18 protein-coding genes are annotated in these 24,714 nt (G+C 73.4%); 12 read left to right on the top strand and 6 right to left on the bottom strand.

Going from position 1 to position 24,714, the window contains the following annotated elements:
- Window positions 1-2 precede the first annotated feature (2 nt).
- Both ACY34K_RS30385 and ACY34K_RS30380 read left to right on the top strand, forming a co-directional pair.
- Window positions 3-737 carry an SH3 domain-containing protein gene (locus ACY34K_RS30385; RefSeq protein WP_462752838.1) on the top strand — a complete coding sequence of 245 codons (735 nt, stop codon included), beginning with the start codon at window positions 3-5 and terminating at the stop codon, window positions 735-737.
- Window positions 737-1,741: a serine/threonine-protein kinase gene (locus ACY34K_RS30380; protein ID WP_462752836.1), complete on the top strand. Its 1,005-nt coding sequence runs from the start codon at window positions 737-739 to the stop codon at window positions 1,739-1,741. The genes ACY34K_RS30385 and ACY34K_RS30380 overlap by 1 nt, the downstream gene beginning before the upstream one ends.
- 124 nt (window positions 1,742-1,865) lie before the next feature.
- On the opposite strand, the gene ACY34K_RS30375 is transcribed toward ACY34K_RS30380, so the two are convergent.
- Window positions 1,866-3,167: a streptophobe family protein gene (locus ACY34K_RS30375; RefSeq protein ID WP_462752834.1), complete on the bottom strand. Its 1,302-nt coding sequence runs from the start codon at window positions 3,165-3,167 to the stop codon at window positions 1,866-1,868.
- A gap of 120 nt (window positions 3,168-3,287) precedes the next feature.
- Here ACY34K_RS30375 and ACY34K_RS30370 point away from each other — a divergent pair, with 120 nt between their 5' ends.
- Window positions 3,288-4,634, top strand: coding sequence for a DUF6777 domain-containing protein (locus tag ACY34K_RS30370; protein ID WP_462752832.1), 1,347 nt, complete (start codon window positions 3,288-3,290; stop codon window positions 4,632-4,634).
- A gap of 97 nt (window positions 4,635-4,731) precedes the next feature.
- Here the strand turns inward: ACY34K_RS30370 and ACY34K_RS30365 are convergent, their stop codons facing one another.
- Window positions 4,732-4,992 carry a DUF6296 family protein gene (locus tag ACY34K_RS30365; RefSeq protein WP_462752830.1) on the bottom strand — a complete coding sequence of 87 codons (261 nt, stop codon included), beginning with the start codon at window positions 4,990-4,992 and terminating at the stop codon, window positions 4,732-4,734.
- 93 nt (window positions 4,993-5,085) lie between these two features.
- On the opposite strand from ACY34K_RS30365, the gene ACY34K_RS30360 reads away from it, so the two are divergent.
- Window positions 5,086-6,162: an ABC-2 transporter permease gene (locus tag ACY34K_RS30360; RefSeq protein ID WP_462752828.1), complete on the top strand. Its 1,077-nt coding sequence runs from the start codon at window positions 5,086-5,088 to the stop codon at window positions 6,160-6,162.
- Between the two features lie 179 nt (window positions 6,163-6,341).
- On the opposite strand, the gene ACY34K_RS30355 is transcribed toward ACY34K_RS30360, so the two are convergent.
- Entirely contained in the window at window positions 6,342-7,187 is an 846-nt protein-coding gene (locus ACY34K_RS30355; protein WP_462752826.1) for a caspase family protein, read from the bottom strand.
- A 189-nt stretch (window positions 7,188-7,376) separates the two neighbouring features.
- On the opposite strand from ACY34K_RS30355, the gene ACY34K_RS30350 reads away from it, so the two are divergent.
- From ACY34K_RS30350 to ACY34K_RS30325, 6 genes are all read left to right on the top strand, one after another.
- Window positions 7,377-8,267 (top strand): DNA/RNA non-specific endonuclease, encoded by an 891-nt coding sequence (locus tag ACY34K_RS30350; protein ID WP_462752824.1) that lies wholly within the window; start codon window positions 7,377-7,379, stop codon window positions 8,265-8,267.
- A 10-nt stretch (window positions 8,268-8,277) separates the two neighbouring features.
- The gene (locus ACY34K_RS30345; RefSeq protein WP_462752822.1) at window positions 8,278-9,258 is read left to right on the top strand and encodes an alpha/beta hydrolase family protein; all 981 of its coding nucleotides are present in this window, start codon (window positions 8,278-8,280) and stop codon (window positions 9,256-9,258) included.
- Between the two features lie 71 nt (window positions 9,259-9,329).
- Window positions 9,330-10,451 (top strand): hypothetical protein, encoded by a 1,122-nt coding sequence (locus tag ACY34K_RS30340; protein WP_462752820.1) that lies wholly within the window; start codon window positions 9,330-9,332, stop codon window positions 10,449-10,451.
- Window positions 10,432-13,380, top strand: coding sequence for an AAA family ATPase (locus tag ACY34K_RS30335; RefSeq protein ID WP_462752818.1), 2,949 nt, complete (start codon window positions 10,432-10,434; stop codon window positions 13,378-13,380). Before ACY34K_RS30340 ends, ACY34K_RS30335 begins: the two co-directional genes overlap by 20 nt.
- A gap of 2 nt (window positions 13,381-13,382) precedes the next feature.
- Window positions 13,383-14,507 carry a trypsin-like peptidase domain-containing protein gene (locus ACY34K_RS30330; RefSeq protein WP_462752816.1) on the top strand — a complete coding sequence of 375 codons (1,125 nt, stop codon included), beginning with the start codon at window positions 13,383-13,385 and terminating at the stop codon, window positions 14,505-14,507.
- 27 nt (window positions 14,508-14,534) lie between these two features.
- On the top strand, window positions 14,535-15,602 hold the full coding sequence (locus ACY34K_RS30325; protein WP_462752814.1) for a trypsin-like serine peptidase: 1,068 nt from the start codon (window positions 14,535-14,537) through the stop codon (window positions 15,600-15,602).
- Here ACY34K_RS30325 and ACY34K_RS30320 read toward each other — a convergent pair.
- A complete protein-coding gene (locus ACY34K_RS30320; RefSeq protein ID WP_462752874.1) occupies window positions 15,589-17,751 on the bottom strand; it encodes an extracellular catalytic domain type 1 short-chain-length polyhydroxyalkanoate depolymerase in 2,163 nt (720 codons plus the stop codon). The genes ACY34K_RS30325 and ACY34K_RS30320 overlap by 14 nt on opposite strands.
- 563 nt (window positions 17,752-18,314) lie before the next feature.
- Between ACY34K_RS30320 and ACY34K_RS30315 the strand changes: the two genes are divergently transcribed.
- Together ACY34K_RS30315 and ACY34K_RS30310 are read left to right on the top strand one after the other, a co-directional pair.
- Complete coding sequence (locus ACY34K_RS30315) at window positions 18,315-18,911, top strand: response regulator transcription factor (RefSeq protein WP_462752812.1); 597 nt, start codon at window positions 18,315-18,317, stop codon at window positions 18,909-18,911.
- 114 nt (window positions 18,912-19,025) lie between these two features.
- A complete protein-coding gene (locus ACY34K_RS30310) occupies window positions 19,026-20,420 on the top strand; it encodes an FAD-binding oxidoreductase (protein ID WP_462752810.1) in 1,395 nt (464 codons plus the stop codon).
- On the opposite strand, the gene ACY34K_RS30305 is transcribed toward ACY34K_RS30310, so the two are convergent.
- On the bottom strand, window positions 20,408-22,261 hold the full coding sequence (locus ACY34K_RS30305; RefSeq protein ID WP_462752808.1) for an ATP-binding cassette domain-containing protein: 1,854 nt from the start codon (window positions 22,259-22,261) through the stop codon (window positions 20,408-20,410). The genes ACY34K_RS30310 and ACY34K_RS30305 overlap by 13 nt on opposite strands.
- Entirely contained in the window at window positions 22,258-24,009 is a 1,752-nt protein-coding gene (locus ACY34K_RS30300) for an ABC transporter ATP-binding protein (RefSeq protein ID WP_462752806.1), read from the bottom strand. The genes ACY34K_RS30305 and ACY34K_RS30300 overlap by 4 nt, the downstream gene beginning before the upstream one ends.
- Between the last annotated feature and the right edge of the window lie 705 nt (window positions 24,010-24,714).

The raw sequence follows: 24,714 nt of genomic DNA, 5'->3' as shown, positions 1-24,714 counted from the left end.
CTATGGGCGTTCCCCTCACCCCCACGAGTTCGTTCGACCTGATCGGCCCGGACTTCAGGCCCACGCACGTCGTCCCCCGCGACGGCCTGCCCGCCTGGGACGCCCCCGATCCCTCGCAGCCGACCGTGCCACTGGACCCGTTCCTCCCCGTACAGCTCGTGGACCGGGTGGGTGACTGGGGACGGATCGTCTGTTCCAACGGGTGGTCCGCGTGGGTGGACGGCCGGCTGCTGGTCTCCGTCCCGCCCGATCCCCCGGCGACGGAACGCCAGCTGACGCGGACGGCCGACCCGCGGCCGCTGCTCGCCAGGGCGGAGGCGGCGGTGCGCCGCTACCGCCAGGCCGTGGAGGAGCTGGCGGCGGGCCGGTCGGACGGCGAGACGTTCCGGCAGGGCACGCGGGGTATGCGCGTGGGCATGGTCGTGGACGGCGAGGCGATGTGGCTCTACGACGCCGAACACGAGCGGTGGGTGTACTGCGACGGCACGCGGCTGACCTCGTACGCCGCCCCGGCGGGGCCCTCGACGGGAGGGGCGCACGCCGAGCCCGCGCCGCACACCGATCCCCGGCCGGCCGGCGGGGAACAGCCCTCCGGGGGCCGGGTCGCGGCCGGGCACGAGCCGACGCGGGTCGTGGACCCGGGGTCCGTACCGCCGGACCCGCACGCCGAGCCCACCCGGATGGTCGAGTGGCCCGGCGGCGAGGGGACGTCGCCGGACCGGGCGGGTGAGCCCTGATGGACCGCGTCACGCACGATTCCGACCTGCCCGCGGGACGCCCGTCGGGGCTGGTCGGCAAGCGCATCGCGGGCTACGAAGTGGAGAGCGAGATCGGGCGCGGTGGCATGGCCGTGGTGTACCGGGCGCGGGATCTGCGGCTGGGCCGCACGGTGGCACTGAAGCTGCTCGCGCCGGAACTGGCCCGCAACGACACCTTCCGCCAGCGGTTCACGCACGAGTCACGGGTGGCCGCCGCGATCGACCATCCCCACATCGTCCCGGTGTTCGGTGCGGGCGAGACGGAGGGCGTGCTGTACATCGCGATGCGGTACGTCGCCGGGCAGGACCTGCGGGCGCTGCTGGACCGCGAGGGGCCACTGCCGCCGGCGAAGGCCGGCCGGATCGCCGCCCAGGTGGCGTCGGCCCTGGACGCGGCTCACGCGCACGACCTGGTGCACCGGGACGTCAAGCCGGGCAACATCCTGGTCGCCGAGGGCACGGACGCCGAGCACCCCGAGCACACCTATCTGACGGACTTCGGGCTCACGAAGAAGTCCCTCTCCCTGACCGGGTTCACCAGCGTGGGCCAGTTCGTGGGAACGCTCGACTACGTGGCGCCGGAGCAGATCTCGGGGCGTCCGGTGGACGGCCGGTGCGACGTGTACAGCTTCGGGTGCGTCGTGTTCGAGACGCTGGCGGGCGCGCCGCCGTTCCGGCGCGACGACGACATGGCGCTGCTGTGGGCCCATCAGTACGACGCCCCGCCGGCGCTGACCGGCCTGCGCCCCGATCTGCCGGCTGCGGTCGACGCCGTCCTGGCGAAGGCACTGGCCAAGTCTCCGGAGGAGCGGTACGACACGTGCCTGCACTTCGTGGCCGAGCTGCGGGCCGCGTTGGGCGGTACCGGCCCCGTGGAACCGGGGCCCACCGGGAAGGGCCCGTCGGTCCCGCGACGTCCGACCCCGCCACCACCGCCGCCGGACTGGGCCCTGCCGGTGTTCCGCGGTCCCGCGTTCGACTAGGGCGTGTTTCGGCAACGCCGCGAGCGTGCGTGCCGGGCATTCCCGGCCGGACGGGACTTTCGAAACACGCCCTGGGCCGCCGCGTTCGGGCCGGTACCGCCCCGCGACGGGGCCCACGGGCCCGTCAGGGGCTGCCGTGCCCCCTCGCGACAGGGGCCTCGACCTCTCCGTGGCGGCGTACGCGGGTGGCCGCCAGACCGCCCAGGAAGCCCGCGAGCAGCCCCCACAGCACCGCCAGACCGACGAGCGCCCACACGTGCGGGTCCAGGGAGACCCTGCCGCCCAGATCGTCGATCTCGCCGATGCCGAGGATGGACAGGCCGAAGCGGGCGGAGACCCGGGTCAGGGGCGCGACGGCGAGCATGGTGAGCCCGAAGGCGACACCGAGGTGCAGGGCGTGCTGCCACAGCCTCACCCGGGCGGGTGAGCGCACCGCCATGACGAAGGCGACGGCCAGCAGCGAGACCGCCGCGACCGGAATGGTCCACCATGCCCTCGGGTCCTGCGCCGCGAGGGTGGACACATCCACGGTGGCGTCCTGGGAACCGCGCATCACCGCGTCCAGCACCTGGGGCATCGGCAGGCCGAAGGGCCCCTCCACCCTGCCGTCCCAGGTGCCGCCGATGCCGATACCGAGGGCGAACCAGGAGATGTTCGGCAGCCCGAGGAGGATCACGGCGAAGGTGTCGGCCGGGTGGTCCCTGGTCGCGGCCACGACCAGGGCGATCACCAGACCGACGGCGACGTACGCGAGGAGCAGGAGCAGCATGGCGAAGGCGGCCGGTCGCACCGGCTCCTGATAGCCCACCAGCCGGACCGGGAGCGGGGCCCGGCGGGACACGAGGAGGGCGACGACGAGGACGCCGAGCACCCACAGCAGCCCGAGGAGCAGGGTGGGCACGACGTCGGCGCGGAAGCCGACCGAGGGGCTCACGTCGTCCAGCAGCTGACCGAGGATGTCGTCGTCGGAGGGGGTGGCGGGCGAGAGGGAGAAGGTGTGCCGGGCCAGGGCGGTGAGGATCGCCAGGGCCGCCACCCACAGCAGGGCCGTCCGGGCGACGCGGCGGAGGAGTTCACCGGTGCCGGTGACGGCGCGGTGCCGCAGCGGGCGCAGGAAGCAGATGCCGAGGGTGAGCGCCCCGGCGAGACTCACCGAGAGCGGCGTGGCGGTCAGTTCGGCGTTCGTCCCGGCGAAGGCGCCCGCTTCGCCGGACAGTTCGACGTCGCCGCCGGCGGCCATGAGCACCACGGCCGCGACGATGTTCCAGAACGCACCGCCCGGCAGGTCGGCCGCGCCCGCCGCCCACAGCCCGAGAGCGGCCGGTACGACCATGGCGACGATCCCGGCGACGACCGCGACGAGGGCGGCTGCCCAGTCGTGGGCGGCTTGGCGCGCCCCGCGCGCGTCGGCTCCCTGACGGCTCACGGGTGTCACGTTAGGCGGGCGAGGGGCAGCTCGCCCGCCGGGCTGGGCCGACGGTGTCCCGGCTTGCGGTGCGCCCGGATTCGGGGCACAAATAGGCCGGAACGGAAGAAAGGGAAAAACGTGGCTTCCCACTCGCCCTCCGATCGCCCCACCGATCCCTCGTCGGGCGCTCCCGCAGGGCCGCCCTCCGGCCCCCTGTCGGGCCCCGGCGGCCGCCCCGAGGGCGGCCACCCGCCACCACCGCCCACCGAACCCTCCGGCGTTCCCCCGGGCGGCGGTCCGGGCGGTCGCGGGCGTGGCGGCGGTCGCGGCGGCGGGGGCGGGGGCGGTGCGGGCGGCGGCGGAGGAGAAGGGGGGCCGTGGTGGCGGTCCGCCCCCAGGATCGCGATCGTCGCCGGCGCGGTGGTCGCCGCGGTCGTGCTGACGGTGGTCCTCACGCGCCCGGGTGGCAACGGCGAAGGCGCGACCGGCAGCGGCGAGCTGTTCCTGGAGCAGGCGTCGGCCGCGGGTCCGGCGCCGTTCACGCCGTCGACGGCACGCACCACCCCGACGTCGCCGCCGGCCAGCCAGCCACCCGCCCCGACGCAGGAGCAGACCGGGCCCAATGTGGTGCGGAAGTGGTCCGGTTCGACGCCCGGCCTGTACGGCGGTACGCGGAACGTCGCGAGTTGTGACGTCGAGAGACAGATCGACTACCTCACGCGTGAGCCGGCCAAGAACGAGGCCTTCGCCGGCGTGCTGGGCATCGACGCGACCGGTGTGCCCGCCTATCTGCGGGGGCTGACCTCGGTCAATCTGCAGTACGACACGCGGGTCACCAACCACGGCTACGAGAACGGCGGGGCGACCGAGTACCAGGCGGTGCTGCAGGCCGGGACGGCCGTACTCGTGGACAACCGCGGCATGCCGAGGGTGCGCTGCGCATGCGGGAATCCGCTGACCGACCCGGTGCAGCAGCAGACGATCGCCCAGCGGAAGGGCGATCCCTGGCCGGGCTACAGTGCGTCGAACACGGTGTTCGTTTCGCCGTCCGAGCGGGTGGTGAAGGTGCTGATCATCTTCGACCCGAAGAAGCGGGAGTGGATCGAGCGCAAGACGGGCGACCCCCAGGGCCGGAGCGACAAGAAGACCACCCCGCCGCCGACGACTCCGTCCCCGACGGTGACGTCGCTGCCTCCGACCCACTCGTCCCCGGTGCCGTGCGTGTCGGGCCTGGCGACCCCGAACAAGAGCGCGATCCCCTGCCCGTCGTCCCCGTCCTCGTCACCGTCGCCGTCGCCGTCACGGTCGCCTTCGTCCCCGACCGGCACGAAGACCTCGACACCGCCCCCGCCGCCGCCCCCGTCGACCCCGCCCCCTCCGACCTCGCGGGAGGAGGACACCCCGACGCAGAGCTCTCCGGGGTACGGCTCGCCCCGGCAGCCGGCGCCGGCAGACTCCGGCGCGCCGATGGGGCTGCGCCGGTAGCGGCACCGTCCGGGCACAGGCCGACGCGGCCGGTCCCGCCCATCCGAGGACCGGCCGCTGCCGCCCGCCGGCCGGCCGAGCCGCCCGGCGGGACCTGTCAGGCCGGTGAGACCGGCCGGGCCTCGACGATCCCGGCGGGCTCCTGATGGCCGCCGCTGGCGATCATTCGCACCTCGCCCCGGTCGCTGATCTCGGCGAGGACGATCCCGGAGTCGTCGGAGTACACGGGGTGGCCACCGGGGCCGGTCCGGTCCGTCCGGCGGACGGCCACCACGTCCTCGCCGTGGAGCACGGCGTCGGGCGGGCTTCGATGCGTGAAGACCAGTTCGTATCGATCCTGTTGATCATGGGTGCGCATGTCGGCCTCCCATCTGCGGAGTCGCCACGCCCCCCGTGTCCCCACATGGGGGTATTCCACACTTCTCCGGACATGGCGCCCTAGCCTGGCGCCATGGCGGACACCCCCGGTGAGGGCCCGGTGCGCGACCCGCACGGCGCCCACGGCAGGCCACCCACGAGAGCCGAGCGATGGGCCGCGTTCAAGGAGTCGCCCGCCCTCCCGGCCTCCGTGCTCGTGCTGATCCTCTCGGCGGCGGCCGCGCTGTTCGCCGGCTCGTACACGTACTCCATGGCCGATCCGACACCGCGTCACATCCCCACCGCCGTGGTCGGCGCGGCGGACACCGCGCAGGGCGGGCGGTTCGTGGACGGCATGGAGGAGGCCCTCGGCGCGTCACTCGCCCTGCGTCCCTACCGCTCCGGCGCCGAGGCACGGCGCGGAGTGGAGGAGCAGGAGGTGTTCGCGGTCCTCACCGTGCGGGCCCGGGCGGTCGAGCTCGACGTGGCCGGTGCCGCCGGGGCCTCGGTGGCCCAGGTCCTGGCCGAGTCGGGCCTTGCGGCGGGCCGGGAGACCGGTGTGCCGGTCGTGGTGAGGGACATCAAGCCGCTTCAGCGGGGCGATCCCCGCGGGCTGGCACTGTTCTACATCTCCCTCGCCGCAGTGATCATCGGCTTCGTGGGGGCCATCCAGATGAGCGTGCACGCCCGGGCCCTGGAGCCGGGCGAGCGGGTCGCCTTCACCCTGGCGTACGCGCTGCTCGGCGGGTTCGCGATCGCCGCCACCGTGGACTGGCTGCTGGGAGCCGTGGACCTGCCGTTCGTGGAGTCCTGGCTGATCCTCTCGCTGACCATGTTCGCCTCGGGGATGGTCTTCTGCATGTTCAACGCCCTGATCGGACGGTGGGCGATGCTCCCGACCTGGGGGCTGATGGTGCTGCTCGGCAACCCCTCGTCGGGAGGCGCCGTGTCCTGGCCCCTGCTGCCCTCGGCGCTCGGGCACATCGGCCGGTGGCTGCCGCCCGGCGCCTCCGTGAACGCGCAGCACACAGCAGTGTACTTCGGGGACCATCAGCACGCGTTCCCGTTCGTGGTGCTGGGCGCGTGGGCCGCCGGCGCCGGTGGGGTGTTCTGGTTCTGGCGCCACCGCCACCCGGGCGGCCGGGAGCGGGAACCCTCGCACGCGGCCTGACCGGGAGCGGGACCCTCGCACGCGGCCCGGGACCCTCGCTCACGGCCCGACCGGGAGCCGGAACCCTCACGCGCGGCCCGACCCGGAGCGGGAACCCTCACGCGCGGCCCGACCGGGAGCGGGAACCCTCACGCGCGGCCCGACCGGGAAGGGGACCCGCCCCGCGCGGGCCGGGGGGCTCAGACGGTGAAGGGCCGCTGCTTGAGGAAACTCTCGCCCGGCGTCCCGGAGACGTAAAGGTTGGGGCTCTGTGTGGGCGGCATGCTGCGCAGGATGTCCCGGTGGAAAACACGGTGGCCGCCCTGGAAGGTGCCGCCGCCCCACACCCTGAGCAGGGTTTCGGTGAACTTGCCGTTCACGGGCCCGTCGGAGGCGAGCTGGTTGTCCTGGCAGGCCGAGATGAGCAGGGCGCTGGCCTCGCGGGCGGTGCCGTCGCCCAGTCCGCGCTGGAGCTCCTGGAAGAAGTCCTTGTCCCGTTCGTAGATCTCGTGCTGCTTGAGGACGGGCATGAGGCGGGCGGTCTGCTCGACGCGTTCCGGGTCGCGGGTCTGGAACTGCTGTTCCAGAGCGTCCGGGTTCAGCAGTTCCCGCACCTCGATGCCGCTGCCGCTGTGGCAGCAGTCGAGGAGCGCGAAGATGCGGACACCGTCCTCGAACCGGGCGAACTCCCGGTTCAGCTCGTCGTCGAGGAACTCGCGGTCGAAAAGCACCAGCGTCTCGTCGAACTCGTCGGCCTCGTCGTCCGAGCCGGTGGTGTTGGGGACCTGACCTCCGTGACCGGAGTAGGTGAACAGCAGGATGTCACCGCTCCTCAGCCTCTTCGCCGCGTCGCGCAGCTCCGCGGTGACGTTCTCTACGGTGCCGTCGGGCGTGAGCAGGGTGGTGTCCGAGAAGCCTGCCTCGCGGGCCAGCCGTGCCATGTCGTTGGCGTCGTTCTCGCAGGCGACGAGTTCTCCGTCCCAGCCGCCGTACTTCTTCGGATCGACCTTGTTGAGACCGATGTGGAGGGAGAGGCCGGTGGGCATGAAGGCTCCTTGTGCGTTCGGGGTCGCTCGGCACCGTGCGTCACGGGCGCCGTCCTGCGGATGGGTTCCAGGAGTGGGCCGGCTCTGAACCGGTCCACGGCGGGAGCCCCCTGAACGGCACACGACTGATCGGGTGGCTTCGGGGGCGGCCCCGCTGCACGCCCCCCCTCATCGGGTAGCGATCATATCGTGATTTCATCTGATTTTTCTGAGCAAGGTGGCGGGGCCGGCGCGGCCACACGCGCGTCGCTCAACGGACGTGAGGGGTACGACGAGGCCTTCCTCGGCCCGGCGGTACCGCTGCCGATGCCCGTCGACCCGGCGATCGAGACGGTCGTCCTGCCCTACACCCACTTCAGCGTGGTGCTGCGGCCGGACCGGCGGATGGCGGCGGCCACCGCCGTCTGTATCGACGGGCAGCGCCTGGTGGAGGACGTGCCCCGCGACGACGACTGGCGCTTCGACCCCCGGGTGCCCGAGCACCAGCAGGCCGGCAACGACGTCTACCGGAACAACAGCCTGGACCGGGGCCACCTCGTGCGTAGGCTCGACCCGGTGTGGGGCGAGCCCGCGGAAGCGGTCCGTGCCAACGACGACACGTTCCACTACACCAATTCCGCCCCGCAGGCGGACGTCTTCAACCAGGGCAAGCAGGTGTGGCAGGGCCTGGAGAACTACCTGCTCGACCACGCCGCCCAGTTCGACCGCAAGCTGGTCGTGCTGACCGGGCCGGTCCTGCACGACTCCGACCCGCCCTACCGGGGCGTCCAGGTACCGCTGCGCTTCTGGAAGGTCGCCGCGTTCATGCAGGAGGGGGCACTCGCCTCGACCGCGTACGTCCTCGACCAGAGCCCGGACCTGACCCGGGCGGCGGACCGCGCCTTCGCCGGGGCCAAGCCCGGCGCCCCGCCACCGCTGGGCGCCTTCCGGACCTTCCAGGTGCCGGTCTCCGACATCGCCGACCTCACCTCCCTGGACCTCGGACCGCTCCCCGACGTGGACCTGATGCCGGTCGTGCGCGCCCCCGAGATGCGCTGGAAGCAGTTGGAGTCCCACGACGACATCGTGATGCGGAGCTGAGGGAGGCCCCATGGACCCGAGGGTGATCTACGTTCACGGCAACGGGAACAAGGTCCGCTCCGAACTGCTCAAGTCCCGCTGGGACCATGCCCTCCTCGGGCGGGACGCCGGCGAGACCTCCCGGATGGCCTACTGGGCCCGGCTGCGCTACGAGACGCCGTTGCCGGACCTGCAGCCGGACCCCATGGACGGCGAGGAGGGCATCGAGGAGACCCTGGCGCCCGCGGATGTCGAGGCGCCCGAGGAGTTCGTGGCACGCACCCTCGGCGAGTCCTGGTTCGAATCGGGCGGCCTGGCCCCCGAGGGGCCGTGGACCGGCGAGCCGGGCGACCCGCTCGGTGGCTGGCTGCGCGACATGACGTACCTCGCCGACACCCTCGCCGAGGCCGAGGCCGTCCGCCCCGGCAGCGCGCCCGGGGAAGGGCCCGGGGAGGAGGCCGGCCTCGAAACGGAGGTGGAGCCCGAGGCACTGCCCCTGCCCTCGGCGGCCCGCAAAGCGGCCTTCCGGCTGCTGGTGAAGCACACGTTCAAGGACGTGCACGCCTACTTCTTCGGCGGCGCGGGCAACGCCATCCGCGAGGTGGTGCGGGCGGAGCTCGACGCCGTGAAGGGCGCCCCGCTCATCGTCGTGGGCCACAGCCTCGGCTCCATCGTCGCCTACGAGGTACTGGTGGAGACGGGGCACGAAGTTGAACTGTTCATCACCGTGGGCTCACCGCTCGGTGTCTCCGAAGTGCAGGACCACCTGGCGCGGCCCATCGCGGTCCCGGCCGGGGTAAGGGCTTGGCGCAACGCCTCCGACCTGCGTGACCTGGTGGCCCTCGACCACACCCTGCTGCCCGAGTACGCCCCGCAGGCGCGGATCACCGACGTGCTGGTGAACAACACCAGCAGAACCCACCACGGCATCGCCGAGTACCTCGGAAACCCGCAGGTCAGCAACGTGTGCCAGGAGCTGCTGGAACGCCTTGCAGGACGCCGAACCGGGTGAAAACATGACAAGTAGCCGCCCGTGGCGTTCGTCCGCATCGTTCTCCCCAAGGGGCGGCGGGTAGGTGCGTCATGCCTCTCGAGGAAACGGACTGGGACGCGGTGACGGTCTGGGTCCGGCAGTACCTGGTCGCCACTGCCCAGCCGCATGACGCCCTCCGGGTGTACTTCCCGGAGGAATTCGTGGCGTCCCTGAGGCTGAGTAGCGTCGCCGCGGACAACGCCCGAGAACTCGTCCATGTCTGCCGACGGGACATCGAGTCCCAGCTCCGGCTCGTGAAGGTCCTCACGGAACACGACGAACTGAGCGCACTGCCCGAGAAGAAGAAGGCCGACGAGTACCTGGAGCGGCTCCGCGAGGACCAGCGTGTCCACCCGATCAAGGACCACTTCCTCACCTGCGTCCTCAAGAACGGCGCCGAGGCGTTCATCGACCGGGGGGAACTGCGGGAGACACTGCGCCGATTCGTGTCCGATCCCGAGAAGCTGGTGCTCCTCGTCGACGGCGAACCCGACAGCGGCAGGTCGTACACCTTCAACCTGATCCGCCACATCGGCCAGCACAGCGGCTTCCGCCCGGTGCGGGTGACCCTCTCGAGCACCGCGACCGCCACCAAGGTGATCCGGCGGCTCGCCGAGTTCGTCACGGACCCCAGGGCGGGCGTCTTCCCCTTCAACCCCACCGAGCTCAACGACAAACTGCCGGCGCTCGACGACGCCGTGCACCATGTCGTCAACTGGGCGAGCAGAGCCGACGAAAGCTTCTGGCTGGTTCTCGACGAGTGCGACAAGCTCGACCCGAACTCGGACGTCTGGGACTTCATCAGCCAGCTCTCCCTCGCCGTCTACGAGCGCCACTCAGCGGGCGACGACCGGGCACCGCGGCTGGTGCTCCTCGGCTACGGGCCCACGATGCGCCAACTGCCCTACGACGTCCGCAACAGCGTCTGCCGGGACACCGCACGGGTGGCCCAGCCCGAGGACCTGCGCAGCTTCTTCGACCAGTACTTCCACGAGGCGTCTCCGGACCGGCTGGGAGAAGGGCCGGAGAAGGACGCCGTCATCGCCGAACTCGTGGACATCGCCGTGCGGGAGGTCCTCAGGTCCGCCGAGACCGGCGGCAACGGGGAGAGCTACATGCGCAGGCTCTGCACCGCGGCGGAAGGGGCGGTCAATGTCTACCGCTCCCTCTGAGATCGCCGAACTCTTCGCCGCGCGGCTCCGCAAGGAGCTGAACGCGCCGGAGACGCACTCCCCCGCGGTCTCCGCCACCCGCAAGGCGTACCGGGAGGCGGCCTGTCTGCTCACCCGTTTCGACCCGCAGACGCTGCGTCGGCCCGGCGAGGAAGCCCCGAGCGGCGGGGCCGTGCTGGAACTGCTCGACGACTGCACGGCCGTGGGTACGGACGGGGCGAGAGCGGTCTGGTCGCTCAAGTCCGAGGTACGGGACAACACCCTGCGGGGGCTGGCCGGCCCGGAGGCCGCACTGCTCGCCCTCACCTCGAACAGCGACCAGTTCCCTGACGAACCCGGCCCCGAGCACAGCGCCCTGGCCTATCTCACCGGCACGTCGCCCGCCCCCGCCGACCAGAGTGTCGACGATCTGGCGGACAGCCTGCAGGCGGTGTTGTGGCTCTCCCGCGTACCCGGTGTGACCGGACTGCCGTACGCCGCCGAGCTCCGGCACACCCTGGAGCAGGCACGGCGGCTGGAGCCCCTCGAAAGACTGGTCCGGGACCCGTTCCAGGGCCGCGAACATGAACTGGAGGAGCTGCGCAACCACGTCGGGCTGCCGAAACGGGGACCCGCCGGCAAAGCCGGGGGCGCCCCGGCGTTCGCCGACGAGGGCCCCCGGGGACCGGCACCGCCCCTGCTCGTCCACGGTCCGGGCGGGATGGGCAAGAGCACCCTGCTCGCCCGGTTCGTCCTGGACCATGTGCACGACCGCACCCCGGACTTCCCGTTCGCGTACGTCGACTTCGAACGGGCCACGCTCTCGGTGCACGAGCCCATCACCCTCATCGCCGAGGTCGCCCGGCAACTGGCCATCCAGTACCCCGCCCACCGCGCCGAGCTGGAGGCGCTCGCGGACGAGTGCCAGGAGACGGCCCGCAGCCAGTGGGAGAGCCAGGAGCGGGTCACCCAGTTGCACCGGCTCGCCACGACCCGGACCGTGCTGGGGCGCAGTTCGTCACGGGAGTTCCAGACGCTCGCCACCGAGGAGGAGACCTCGCTCATCGGCAGGATCGCGGCCGTGATGGTCCGGGCGGTGGCGGGATCCGGCCAGGGGAATCCGCCGTTCCTGCTGGTCATGGACTCGTTCGAGGAGGCGCAGTATCGCGGGTCGCCGGTGCTCAACCGGATGTGGGCCATCTTCTTCGCGTGGCAGAGGCTCTATCCGATGCTGCGGTACGTGGTGTCGGGTCGCGCCCCGGTCGGTCATCCGGCGGCGGGCGCCCTACGGACACTGGAACTGCACGAACTGGACCGGGAGGCCTCCGTCGGACTCCTGCGGGCCTGCGGCGTCCCGGACCCGGAGCTGGCCGGTGAGCTGGCCGACCGGGTCGGCGGCCACCCCTTGAGTCTGAAGCTCGCCGCGAAGGCGGTGGAGTGCGCGCGGGAGAGGGGCGAACAGCCGGACGAGCTGCTCCGCGGTCTGCCGGAGCGGCGCGAACAGGTCTTCCAGCGCGTGGACCAGATGCTGATCCAGGGCATGCTGTACGACCGGATCCTCAGCCACATCGCGAACGAGGACGTGCGCCGGCTGGCCCACCCCGGTCTGGCGCTGCGCGTCATCACGCCCGAGCTCATCAAGGACGTGCTGGCCGAACCGTGCGGTCTGCGGATCGAGACCATGGACGACGCCCAGGAGCTGTTCGGCGAGCTCTCCCGGCTGGACCTGGTCGAGGCGGTCGGCCCCGGCGCCGTGCGGCACCGGCCGGACGTCCGCGCCATCATGCTGCGGCTGTCGGACGACGACCGTGCCGCCACCACGCGGGCCGTCGAGCGGCGCGCGGTCGACTACTACGCGGCACGGGAAGGGGTGGAGGCCCGCGCCGAGGAGATCTACCATCGACTGCGGCTCGACGAGGATCCGCGCGCGGTGGAGGAACGCTGGCTGCCCGGCGTCGAGCGGTCCCTCGGCGGTGCGGAGCAGGACATGGGGCCGCGGGCGGCCGGACTGCTGAGCGCGAAGCTCGGCCTCGGGCCGCAGAAGCAGGTGATGGAGGGGGCCGACCAGGAGGACTGGGAGCGGCTCGCGGCCCGCGAGGTCGAGGACCTGCTGGCGCAGGGGCTGCCCGAGAACGCCCTGGAGCGGCTGGGCGAGCGCCGGCCGTGGACGCCCTGCAGTCCCTTGCACGCCTTGCTCACGGAGACGCTGAACAGGCTGGGGCGGCACCGGGAGGCCCGTAAGACGGCGGGGGAGGCCCTCGCCGCTCTGGAGGCGGCGGACTGCCCCGAGCGGCGGCTGGAACTGCTGCTGCTCCGCGCCCGGCTCACGGAGGAGGACGGCGACGTGACCTCCGCCGACCGTGACCTGCGGGCGGCCGAGGACCTCGCGGTCGGGCTGGGGCAGGAACTGGAGGCGATGGGCGTGCTGCTGGCCCGCACCCGGCTGGCCGCGAACACGAACACGCCCGACGAGGAGGCCGACGACCGGCTGGCCCGGCGGCTGCGCCGGCTGCCCGACGCGGTGCTCGCCGACCAGCCGGCCCTGGTACGGGCCGTGGCGTCGCAGGTCTACACCCGGGACAAGGACGCGCTCGACCACGCGCTGGACGTGGTGGGCCTCCCGGCGGACGACGAGGTCCCGGACATCCTCGGCGCGGCGATCTCCCGCGCCGTGCGGCAACAACCGGGTCTGATGCCGGTGGTGATGCTGTTCCTCGGTGACGCCGCGGGCCCGTCCCGGCAGGCCGGCGCCGCGTCGCCGTCCAGCATCACCGGGATCCTGCGCCTGGTGCGCGACCACAACAACCTCGACGAACTGGCCCGGCGGCTGCTCCTCGTCCGGGACGAAAGCGGCGAGATCGTGGCGGGTGTCGCGGCGGCCATGGGCCTCGGGTCGTCCCGCCGGAGCGTCGCACGGACGGACCACCCCGGTCGGAAGGGCTCGGGCTGATCATGACCGAGTATCTGTCCTCGGAAGAGCTGCTCCAGGTGAAGGACGCCGCGCTGGAGACAGGGCTGGCCGACCCGATGGTGCGGCCGCTCCTGTTCGACGGGATCATGCCCAAGTACCGCGGGGTGCTGCCGCAGCTCCCCGCACCCGCTCTGCAGGTCCAGTCGGACCTGAGCAGGATGAACCGGGTGGAGCGGCTGATCGACGGCACGGTGCCGCTGGAGATCTGGCTCCGCAACGCCGTGGCCCAGACCGCCGAGGCGGGGCCGCTCGCGGTCTTCCAGCGGGCGCTGGACGACGTGGCGAGGAAGGCCGGCGGCGAGCCGGACGTACTGGACGGAGCGGCAGCCCCGGAGATCAAGGAGCAGATCGTCCACCGGGACGACACGGTCCCGTTCGGGTTCCTCCAGGGCGGCGCCCTGGCCGGCGCGGCGGTCGCGCGCCTGAAGGTGCCCCCCTACGAAGGGGGTTCCCCGGTGCAGCCGAACGGCTTCCCCCACGCGGGCACGGGCTGGCTGGTCACGCCGGACCTGCTGGTCACCAACCACCATGTCGTCAACGCCCGCAACGGCACGGGCGACGGCCGGCCGCTGGCCGGCGACGGCGATCTCGCCCTCCAGGCCCGTCACACCCTCGCCCGGTTCGACTACGACACCGACGACGTGGAGACGGCGGAGGCGACCGTACGGGAGCTGGTGGCGGCCGACTCCGTGCTGGACTACGCGGTGCTGCGGCTGGCGGAGGCACCGGCCCGGCCGGTGCTGAGGCTCGCGCCGAAGGCGCTGAAGGTCGCGCGGGGCGACTTCGTCGCCGTCAACATCATCCAGCACCCGGGGGGTCAGCCGAAGCGTGTGGCGTTGCGCAACAACCTGGTGTACGAGGCGGACGAGCGGGACCTGCGGTACTTCACCGACACCCGGGGCGGCTCCTCCGGGTCCCCCGTCCTCACCGACGACTGGAAGGTGGTGGCGCTCCACCGCGGCACCAAGCGGGTGGAGAACGTGCTGTTCCAGGGCAGGACGACCGCCTTCGTGAACGTCGGTACGCAGATGGAGGCCGTCCTGCAGCATCTGGCGGCCCACCACCCGGCCGTCCACGCGGAGATCGAGGCCGCGCAGCGCGGCTGACCGGACCGAGGGACCGAGGTGAGCTCAATGAGTGGTGGTCGTGGAAGGTCGCCGGTGGCGACCGGCCCCGAGCGGGTCTTCTCGAACCTGCGGGCGGTGGCCGAGCGGGTGAGAGCGGGACTGTGGCAGGAGGTACCGGAGTCGGCGGAGGAGCTGCCGCCGGACGAGGCGTCCGCCGGGCAGATCTCCCAGTTCGCCGGGCAGGAGCGGGACCGGGTGCTGTCGGCGGGCGCCGACGGCCTGGAGAAGCTCGCCGAGGGCCGGGCGGACGAGATCACCGACGACGAGTCCTTCGGGATGGAGGCGATCGTCCTGCTGGAGGGCAGGCCCGCCATCGTCGTGCAGGGCAGTGACTTCCCGTCGCAGACGGGCGACTGGGCGGTCCTCGACGGCCACCGTGCGGCGATCCGGGAGTCGATCGCCCGCGTCGGGCGGGTGGAGGTGTCGGGGCACGTCAGCCTGGACTGGGTCGGAACGGCCTTCCTGGTCGGCCCGGACGTCGTGATGACGAACCGTCATGTGGCGGTGGAGTTCGCGGGGGCGGACAGCGACGGCTGGCGGTTCCAGCAGGGCATGAGCGCACAGCTGGACATGGCGGAGGAGTTCGGAGCCCTGCCGGGGACCGGCGGACCCTCGTTCGAGATCAGCGAAGTGATCGGAATCCACCCGCAGTTCGATCTGGCACTGCTGCGGATCGAGCCGTCCGACGGAGCCGGTTCGCTGCCGGCGCCGCTGGCCGTCGCGGCGGACGCCCCGGCGGATCTGCCGGGACGTCCGGTGTACTGCGTGGGCTACCCGGCGTGGGACGGACGGCGCAACGAGCCGGAGTCGATGCGCCGGATCTTCATGGACATCTACAACGTCAAGCGGCTCCAGCCGGGCACGGCGACCGAGTTGGTGCCGGAGCGGAACGTGATGAAGCACGACTGCTCCACGCTGGGCGGCAACAGCGGCTCCCCGGTCTTCGACCTCACCGACCACCGGGTGCTCGGTCTGCACTTCGGCGGCCGGTACGGCTTCGGCAACTACGCCGTTCCGCTGTGGGAGCTGCTGGACGACCCGCTGCTGACGGCCGCGGGCGTCAACTTCGTGTGAGGGGACAGCTGTTCAGCAGTGCGGCGGGGCCGGCTGCGTCCGGCCTGGCGACGGTGCGGCTCGCGGGTGGCCGCCGGCCGTCCGTGAGCCAGTCCTCCAGTGCCGTGAACGCCGTGCGGTGGCACGGTACGAGCGGGCGCAGCCGGTCGGGAAAGGCGTCCACGAGCGCGTCGGTGTGGGTGCCGTCCTCGATGCGGTAGTAGCGGTGCAGGGAGCCGCGCCCTGCCTCGCGGACCATGCGCGCGTAGACGTCGGAGGTCCGGGCGGCGGGCAGCAGCACGTCCAGGGTGCCGTGCAGGGTGATCAGGGGTTTCCCGATGCGGCCGGTCAGCGCGATCCGCTCGACGGCGCGCCGCACCTCGGCGGGACGGGCCGCGTAGTCGTAGTCAGCGTCGCACGCCGGTGTGCCGGGGGCGCAGTACGGTGTGCCCGCCTCGGTCTCCCCGTCGAAGCCCGGGTCTAGTTCCTCGCGGTAGAGGCGCTGGGTGAGGTCCCAGTAGTGGGTGTGGTGGACGGGCCAGAGGAATTCCGAGCCGGCCGGGAAACCGGCCTTGTGCAGTGCGGCCCGGGCCTCGGCGGCGTCGGCTCCGGCCGCGGCGTGCGCGGGGTAGTGGCGCAGTGCCGGGGGCAGGAAGGTGAGCAGGTTGGGCCCCTGGGAGCGCCAGAGGGTGCCTTCCCAGTCGATGCCTCCGTCGTACAGCTCGGGGTGGTTCTCCAGTTGCCAGCGGACGAGGTAGCCGCCGTTGGACATGCCGGTCACGAGGGTGAGGTCAGGCGGCCGGTGGTAGTACCGCGAGACGGTGGCGCGAGTGGCTCGGGTGAGCTGGGTGAGGCGTGTGTTCCATTCGGCGATGGCATCGCCGGGCCGGTGCCCGTCGCGGTGGAATCCGGTGCCGGTGTTGCCCTTGTCGGTGGCGGCGAACGCGTAGCCGCGCGCGAGGACCCAGTCGCCGATGGCGCGGTCGTTGGCGTACTGCTCGCGGTTGCCGGGTGTGCCGGAGACGACCAGTCCGCCGTTCCAGCGGTCGGGCAGCCGGATCACGAACTGGGCGTCGTGGCCGAGGCCGTGGTTGGTGTTGGTGGTGGAGGTGTCGGGGAAGTACCCGTCGATCTGGAGGCCGGGCACGCCGGTGGGGACGGGCAGGCCCTTCGGGGTGAGTCCGGCCCAGTCGGCCGGGTCGGTGTGGCCGGAGCGGGTGGTTCCGGCGGTGGTGAGTTCGGTCAGGCACGCGGCGCGCTGGTGGGCGGCGCCGGGCACACGGGGTGCCGGGGCTCCGGTGCAGGCCGTGGCCCGGCGGGCCGGTTCGCCGGCGTCGCGCAGACCGAAGAACCCGGCGATCCAGTGGCTGGAGCAGATCGAGTCGAGGAAGTACGGCGCGCCGGTACTGCCGCACTGCCCCGGTCCCGTGCCGGGGTCGACGGGTGTGCCGTGGCCGATGGCCGGGACGCGGTCGACCTCGACGGCGACCGAACCGTCCGCCGCCGTGTACTGCTCGCGCCGGGTGGAGTCGGGGCCGATGACCGAGGTGCGGGTCGGGGTCTGCGACAGTCCGTGCAGGGCGGTCCACTGGTCGCGCAGTTCGTCGGCGTTGCGGGGCACGACCGTGGTGTCGCGGTCGCCGTGCCAGATGGCGATGCGTGGCCAGGGGCCGGTCCAGGAAGGGTGGGCGTCGCGTACGCGCCGCGCCCACTGGGCGGGCGTCAGGTCGACCCCGGGGTTCATGCAGGTGTACGGGGAGCTGGTGCGGGTGCAGTCGTACGGCAGGCCGGCGACGACGGCACCGGCGGCGAAGACGTCGGGGTACGCGGCGAGCATGACGGCGGTCATCGCTCCCCCGGCGGACAGTCCGGTGACATGGACCCGCGCGGGATCGGCCCCGTACGCGGAGACGGCGTGCGCGACCATCTGGCGGAGGGAGGCCGCCTCGCCCTGTCCGCGCCGGTTGTCGGTGGTCAGGAACCAGTTGAAGCACTTGTTGATGTTGTTGGTCCAGGGCTGTTCCGCGAAGACGAGCAGGAACCCGGCGCGGGCGGCGAGTTCGGGAAGCCCCGAGTGGTCGGCGTAGGTCTGGGCGTTCTGGGTGCAGCCGTGCAGGGCGACCACCACGGCCGGACGGGCGGGCAGGGCCTCGGGACGGTGGACGTACATATGCAGCAGGCCGGGGTTGGGCCCGAAGGAGGCGACGCGGGTCAGTGCGGCGGACGCGGCGACGGACGTCCCGGCGGGGGCCGTCGCGGGGACCGGGGCGCCGGCGGGATCGGCGGCCCGCGCCGGGCCGGCCGGGGCGGTCATCAGGACGGCGATCAGCGCCAGGAGGCTCAACAGGACCCGGGCCGGGCGTTGATGACGGGGGGACGGACAGCGGGTGGGGTGCATGGCGGTCCTCTCGGCGGCTCGTGGTCGACGGGGTGACGGGAACCGTAGGGGCCGCGGCCCGGGCCGGGATATGGCCGGGGACCCCACACTGCGGCGGGGCACGAACACGTGCGCGAGGGTTGTGCGGGCGGCGTTGCACCTGGTAGACGGCCACGCAGCGGCGCCAGGATGCACACCCCGCGCACGACCGCACGCGGGGGCGCGTATGTCTGAGCCCCGCGCCCCTACAAGGGGCGCGGATATGTTCCGATCCGGCCGCCGTGGGCAGTCGCATGGGGTGAACTGGCCAGCGTCCTGCGGGGCTTCCGGGGGCGTGGGGATCGGAGGGGGACGGCATGACGAAGGTTCTGGTGCTGCACAGCGTGAGTCTGCTGAGGTCGGCGCTGACGGCGCTGCTGAAATCGGAGGAGTCGTTCGACGTGTTCTCGGCCGGATGGCGCACCGCGAGCCGATCCGCTGAATCCTTACGTCCCGATGTGTGCGTGGTCGACCTCGACTGTCCGGGTGCCACCGCGCTCCTGGAGGAGGGAAAAGGGCTGCTGGCCTCACGGATCGCGCTGCTGGTACTCGCGTCGGCGGGCCGCCCCGGGGCGCTGCGCAAGGCCTTCGAGGCCAGGGCACTGGGGTACGTCGACAAGGACGGTTCTCCGGGCCGCCTGGTCCGCGGCATCCGCAAGGTCGCGGAGGGCGAGCGGTTCGTCGACGAATCGCTGGCCTTCGGTTTCCTGGAGGCGTCCCGGATGCCGCTGACCGCCCGCGAACTGAGCGTGCTGGCGCGGGCGGCGGAGGGCGCGTCGATCGCCGAGATCGCGCGGAGCCTGCATCTGTCCAACGGCACGGTCCGCAACTACATGGCATCGGCCACCCGCAAGGTCGGCGCGCGCAACCGGATCGACGCGATACGGATCACCCAGGGCGCCGGCTGGGTCTGAGGACCGGGTCCGGGCGGCGTGTCCGACCCCTCCGGGAGTCCCGCTCGATCTCTCATCGCCCACGGCCCGGGCTTAGGATGAAATGGTCCTGTACAGCCCTCGGAAGGGCACGCCATGACCACGCGGAACGTAGCGGGGACGGCCCTCGAAACCCTCCGCCGGACGCTGAGCGGCGAGGCCATCACACCGGGTGACACGGGCTACGACGAGGCCCGGAAGATCTTCAACGGCATGATCGACAGACGGCCGGCGGTGATCGTCCAGTGCGAGATGGCGGCCGACGTGGCCGCCGCGGTCGGGTTCGCCCGGGAGCACGGCCTGGAGCCGGCCGTCCGGGGCGGCGGGCACAGCGTCGCCGGACAGGCGGTCAACGACGACGGACTGGTGGTCGACCTGCGCCGGATGCACGCGGTGACGGTGGACCCGGAAGCCCGCACGGCACAGGTCGGCGGCGGCGCCACGATGAGCCACCTCGACCGGGCGACCCAGCCGTACGACCTGGCGGTCACCGGTGGTCGCGCGTCCACCACCGGCGTCGGCGGCTTCACGCTGGGCGGTGGATCGGGCTGGCTGGAGCGGAAGTTCGGGCTGGCCTGCGACAACCTCGTCTCCGTCGACCTGGTGACCGCCGAGGGGACCGAGGTCCGCGCCAGTGAGGTGGAGCGCCCCGAACTGTTCTGGGCGCTGCACGGCGGGGGAGGCAACTTCGGTGTCGCCACCTCACTCACCCTCCGGCTGCACCCGCTGCCCGCCATGGCCATCGCCATGCTCTTCTATCCGGCGGTGAAGGGGACGGACCTCCTGCCCGTCTACCGGGACGTCATGGAGTCGGCACCGGACGAGATCGGCGGCGGGTTCCTCTATCTCACCGGCCCGCCCGAGGACTTCCTCCCCCGGCACCTCGTGGGGCGGCAGATCTGCGCGGTCCTCCTGACGTGCGCGGGAACGGAGCCCGAGGTGCGGGCGGCCGCGGCACCGCTGCTGGCTCTCGGCCCCGAGGCCGAGATCATCACCGAACTGCCCTACGCCGACCTGCAATGCATGATCGACGACCCGGCAGGACTGCGTAACTACTGGTCGGCCGAGTACCTCGACGCGCTGCCCGACGAGGCCGTGGCCCGCTTCTGCGCCCGCGCCGACGACATGATCGTGCCCTCGGCCTCGCAGCACGTGCTGTTCCCGATGGGCGGCGCGCTGGCACGGGCCGGGTCGCGTTGGCCGGTGCCGTGGCGGGGCGCAAGCTGGGTGGTCCACCCGTTCGGGCTGTGGGAGGACCCCGCCGACGACGAGCGCGGCAGACAGTGGGTCCGCGACGTCCGCAAGGACGTCGAGCCCTGGTCCATCGGCGCCGTGTACCTCAACTTCATCGGGCAGGAGGGCGAGGACCGGGTGATCTCCGGCTTCGGCGAGGACGGTTACCGGCGGCTCGCCGACGTCAAGGCAGAGTACGACCCCGACAACGTGTTCCACCTCAACCACAACATCAGGCCGACGGCTCAGGTTTCCTGACCGACGAGGTCCCGGTAGAGCGGTGACCGGGCGAGGAGTTCGCGGTGCGGCCCGCATTGCGCACGGGTTCCGTCGAGCACCAGGACACGGTCGGCGCGCACGGCCGAGGAGACGCGGTGCGCGACGACGACGAGGGTGCCGGGGCGTGCCGCGAGGGCACGTTCGGCATGCTCCTCGGTGTCCGGGTCCAGATGGCAGGTGGCCTCGTCCAGGACGAGCAAGGGGGCCGTGGAGAGGTGGGCGCGGCCGAGGGCGAGCAACTGCCGCTCGCCGTGGGAGAGTCGGCGCGGATCGACGACCGCGTCGAGCCCGCCGAGCCGTCGCACGAGCGGCCCGAGGGCGAGCGCCTCCACGGTCTGTTCGACCCGGTCCCCGTCCGCGTCCGGGCGCAGGTACCGGAGGTTGTCGCGGACGGTGCCGGTGAAGACGTACGCCTGCTGGGGCAGCAGGGTGCGGCGCGGGTCCGGTGCGCCGGTGCCCGGCGGGCGGGCGGGGGCGCCGGCCAGCAGGACCGTGCCCCGGCAGGGAGGGAGGAGGCCCGCGAGGAGGGCGGTGAGCGTCGACTTCCCGATACCGCTCGGGCCGACGACGGCCATGTGCTCCCCCGCCTCGACGACGAGGTCGAGCCGGTCGAGGACCGGGCGGGCCCGCGGCCCGTACGCGAAGCTGACGCCGCGCAGCTCGGCGGCGGGCGGTGGCCGCCGCGGCGCTCCGCCGCCCGGCGGGGCGGAAGGGCCGGGAGCGGCGGGTGCCATGAGCCGGCCGGGCGGGACGGGGGTCATGAAAGGGTCGGGGGCCCTGAGGGTGCCGGGTGCGGTGGGGGCGTCCCGCGGCGGCGGGGGCGGGCCGTCGACCAGGAAGCGGTCCAGGACCACGAGCAGCCGGGTGCCTGCCGCGCCGACCGCCGCCATCAGGGTGTGCAGGGCAGGCAGCAGCGCCTGCACCACATAGGTGAGCGCGCCCAGCAGCGTCCCGGCCGTGACGCCGCGCCGCAGCAGCCAGGGCGTCGCGACCAGCAGGGCGATCACCGGAAGCCGGCCGGCCAGGCCGAGGGCGAGCGTACGGACGGCGGCCCAGCGGGCCAGGTGCCCCGACAGGCGGGCCGCCGCCCGGACGAGCCGGTCGGTGCCGGCGGCCACGGTCCGCGCACCTCCGCAGGCGGCGATGTCCCGCAGCCCGGTCCCGATCGCGCCGACCCGGTCCGACAGGGCCTCGTCCGTGTCGAGGAACGCGCGTTGCGCCGCCGCCATCGGGCCGAGTGTGGCCAGGAACAGGGCGATCCCCAGCAGCAGCGGGGGCACCACCACCAGCAGCAGCGCGGGCGCCAGCGACGCCATGCCGAGCAGCGCGCCCAGGGCCGTGAAGACGAAGGAGCGGGCGGTCAGGACCAGTCCGGCGAAGCTGTCCCGGGCCATCTCGGTCTGGTGGGTGAGGCGGGACACCGCGGTGCCGTCCGCCCGAGCCGGGTCGGCGGACGCCGTGTCCAGGGCCCGGGTCACCGCCCTGCGGACCAGCCCGTCGCGCAGCGGCTCGACGAGTCCGGCGACGCCGGAGAAGACGCCGCGCACACCGAGCCCGCCCAGGAGGGTCGCGGCGACCGCCACGGCCAGCCACAGCAGCCCGGCGCCGGTGCGCCCGGCGAGGAACCCGTCGTCCAGCGCGCGGGCGACACCGTATCCGCCGAGGAAGGTGTGCGCCGACTCCAGCAGGGACCAGCCGCCCAGCGTGAGCAGGACGCCTACGCGCCGCAGCAGGAACCGCCGCCCCTCGGGCAGCACCCGGCGCAGCGCGCCCCGCTCGTCCGCCGCCGGTCCGGCGGGCGGGGCCGTCGGGGCGCTCACCGGCTCCGTTCCCCTCGGACGGCGGCCGGGCCCTCGCCGGCCGCGAAGACCGCCCGGTAGTCCGGGTCCCGCCACAACCGCCGGTGCGGTCCGACGGCCCGGACCCGTCCTTCGTCGAGCCAGATCACCAGGTCGGCGCGGGTGGCGGAGGAGAGCCGGTGGGCGACGACGAGCCGGGTGCCGGCGCGTACGTCGCTGGTGAGGGCCCGCTGGACCTGCCGTTCGGTCACGGTGTCCAGGCTGGAGGTGGCGTCGTCGAGGATCAGCAGACGCCCGGCGTGGGCGAACGCCCGGGCCAGGCCGAGGCGTTGGCGTTCGCCGCCGGACAGCGGCGCGTCGGCGAGCGGGGTGGCGTAGCCGTCCGGCAGACGCTCGACGAAGCCGTCGGCGCCGGCCGCGCGGGCGGCTGCCCGCACCTCCCGGTCGTCGGGCGTGTGTTCGCCGAAGGCGACGGCCTCGCCCACGGTCGCACCGAACAGGGCGGGCCGGGCGAAGGCGTGGCCGACCTCGCGGCGCAGCTCGTCCGGGCGGATGCGGTCCAGGCGTACCCCGTCGAGCAGGACGGAGCCCGAGTCCGGGTCGGTGAGCCGCCCGGCGACCGCGGCGAGCAGGGACTTCCCGGCCCCGGACCGGCCGACGACGGCCGCGGTGGTGCCGCCGGGAACGACGAGGTCCACGTCGCACAACACTCTGGCCCCGTCCCGCAGAACGGTCACGCCGCGCAGTTCGAGGGTGCCGGGCCCGTGCTGCGGGAGGGCATGGGGGCCGTGGACGAGGGGCGGCAGAGTGAGCAGTTCGGCGGTGCGGCGGGCGGCGGCCCTGCCCCGGACGAGGGTACCCAGGAGCTGCGCGGCCGATCCGATCCCGGCGGCGAGGGCGGCGTAGCGGGAGGCGGCGAGCAGTTCGCCGACACCGAGTGCGCCGGATGCCAGGCGCAGGCCGCCGACGGCCAGGACGACGCACACGAGGAGCGGCATGAGCACGCCGCTGCGGGCGACCGCGCTGCCGTAGACCCGCCACATCCGCCGGCCTTCGGCACCGAGTTGCGGCAGGTCCGCCAGGACGCGATCGCGTTCCCGCCCGGCGGTCCCGGCGGCGGCGACGGTCCACGCTCCGGCGAGGGCCTCGACGAGGCGGTCCGCGATGCGGGACTGGACCTGCTGGTAGCGGGCGACGCTGTCGGAAGAGCTTCGGGTGAAGGAGCGCAGCAGCAGCACGAGCGGCGGCACTCCGGCGAGGAACGCGGCCGCTGTCCACGGGTCGATGACCAGCAGGGCGGCGAGCGCGCCGAACGGGGGCAGCAGGGCGGCCGCGGCGCCCGCCGCCGCGGCGGGCACGGTGCCGGCCTCGGTGGCGTGGGCGGTCAGCCGGGTCGCGAGATCGCCCGGGGCGAAGCGCGCCGCGTGGTGCGGGGCGGCGGCCAGCAGCCGGGTCACGCCCTCCGAGCGGAGCCTGGCGGTGGTGCGGGCGTTGGTGGTGCCGGTGAGCAGCGCGACCCCGGCGTCGAGGAGCACGTCGGTGACGATCAGCACCGCGCACAGGGCGACCCAGCGGGCCGAGCTCGGCGCGCCGGCCAGCAGCAGGTCGATCGTGCGGCCGAGTACGGCCGGTTCGACGAGGGAGACGGCGCCCGAGGCCAGCGAACATACGGCGATCGCGGTGACCCGCCCGCCGCTGTGCCGGGCGGCGGCGAACAGGGCGGTGTCGCCCGCCGCCCGCACGTCGTCGCCCGGTGCGGCCCGGCGCACGCGCGCGGACCGTCCGGCCCACCGCGCGCCGCGCGCAGGTCGTGCGGCCTTGGCGGTTCGCGACCCCGCCGGTGCTGCGCCGGACGCCGCGCGCTCCCCCACCACGGGCGGCACGTCGGCGGTGGCTCGCGCACCCCCCGTGAGTGACGAGCCCTCCCCCGGCACCGCACCGGAGCCGGTGCGCGCATCCGCCCCGGACAACATGCCCGAAACGGCCCCGGCACCCACAGAAGCCACACCGGACGCGATACGCCCATCCCCCACAGGCGGCACAACCGAAGGGGCCCGCGCACAGTCCCCCCACGCCGAACCCTCCCCCGGCACGGCACCGGAGCCGGTGCGCGCATCCGCCTCGGACGACGTGCCCGGAGCGGCCCGCGCGGCACCGGCCGATGGAACACCGGCCGCCGGAGCCGCCCCGGACGCGGTACGCGCATCCACCGCGGAAGCCACCTCAGCGGTGGTGCGCTCAGCCTCCGCCGGCGGCGAGCCGTCTCCCGGCGCCGCGCCGGATGCGGATCGCGCGTCCGCGGGAGGTGACGTGTCGGGGACGGTGCGCGCACCATCCGCGGGCGACGCGGCGGGCGCGGTACCGGGCGCGGTTCGCGCGTCCACCGCGGCTGGCACCCCGTGGGGGGAGCGCGGTTCGTGCGCGGGGCGCGGCGCGGGCATGTCGGTGGGCCTCCTCCTCGCGTGGACGGTCCC

The sequence above is a fragment of the Streptomyces sp. STAM6 genome, from assembly GCF_054963715.1.
Note: the sequence above shows the minus strand (reverse complement) of the source record. Positions and strands in the feature narration are given on the sequence as shown.

Coding starts and splice junctions, on each gene's coding strand:
- ACY34K_RS30380 (WP_462752836.1), top strand. CDS start 737: ATGGACCGCGTCACGCACGATTCCGACCTGCCCGCGGGACGCCCGTCG.
- ACY34K_RS30310 (WP_462752810.1), top strand. CDS start 19,026: ATGACCACGCGGAACGTAGCGGGGACGGCCCTCGAAACCCTCCGCCGG.
- ACY34K_RS30330 (WP_462752816.1), top strand. CDS start 13,383: ATGACCGAGTATCTGTCCTCGGAAGAGCTGCTCCAGGTGAAGGACGCC.
- ACY34K_RS30335 (WP_462752818.1), top strand. CDS start 10,432: ATGTCTACCGCTCCCTCTGAGATCGCCGAACTCTTCGCCGCGCGGCTC.
- ACY34K_RS30315 (WP_462752812.1), top strand. CDS start 18,315: ATGACGAAGGTTCTGGTGCTGCACAGCGTGAGTCTGCTGAGGTCGGCG.
- ACY34K_RS30325 (WP_462752814.1), top strand. CDS start 14,535: ATGAGTGGTGGTCGTGGAAGGTCGCCGGTGGCGACCGGCCCCGAGCGG.
- ACY34K_RS30320 (WP_462752874.1), bottom strand. CDS start 17,751: ATGTACGTCCACCGTCCCGAGGCCCTGCCCGCCCGTCCGGCCGTGGTG.
- ACY34K_RS30365 (WP_462752830.1), bottom strand. CDS start 4,992: ATGCGCACCCATGATCAACAGGATCGATACGAACTGGTCTTCACGCAT.
- ACY34K_RS30340 (WP_462752820.1), top strand. CDS start 9,330: ATGCCTCTCGAGGAAACGGACTGGGACGCGGTGACGGTCTGGGTCCGG.
- ACY34K_RS30360 (WP_462752828.1), top strand. CDS start 5,086: ATGGCGGACACCCCCGGTGAGGGCCCGGTGCGCGACCCGCACGGCGCC.
- ACY34K_RS30385 (WP_462752838.1), top strand. CDS start 3: ATGGGCGTTCCCCTCACCCCCACGAGTTCGTTCGACCTGATCGGCCCG.
- ACY34K_RS30355 (WP_462752826.1), bottom strand. CDS start 7,187: ATGCCCACCGGCCTCTCCCTCCACATCGGTCTCAACAAGGTCGATCCG.
- ACY34K_RS30345 (WP_462752822.1), top strand. CDS start 8,278: ATGGACCCGAGGGTGATCTACGTTCACGGCAACGGGAACAAGGTCCGC.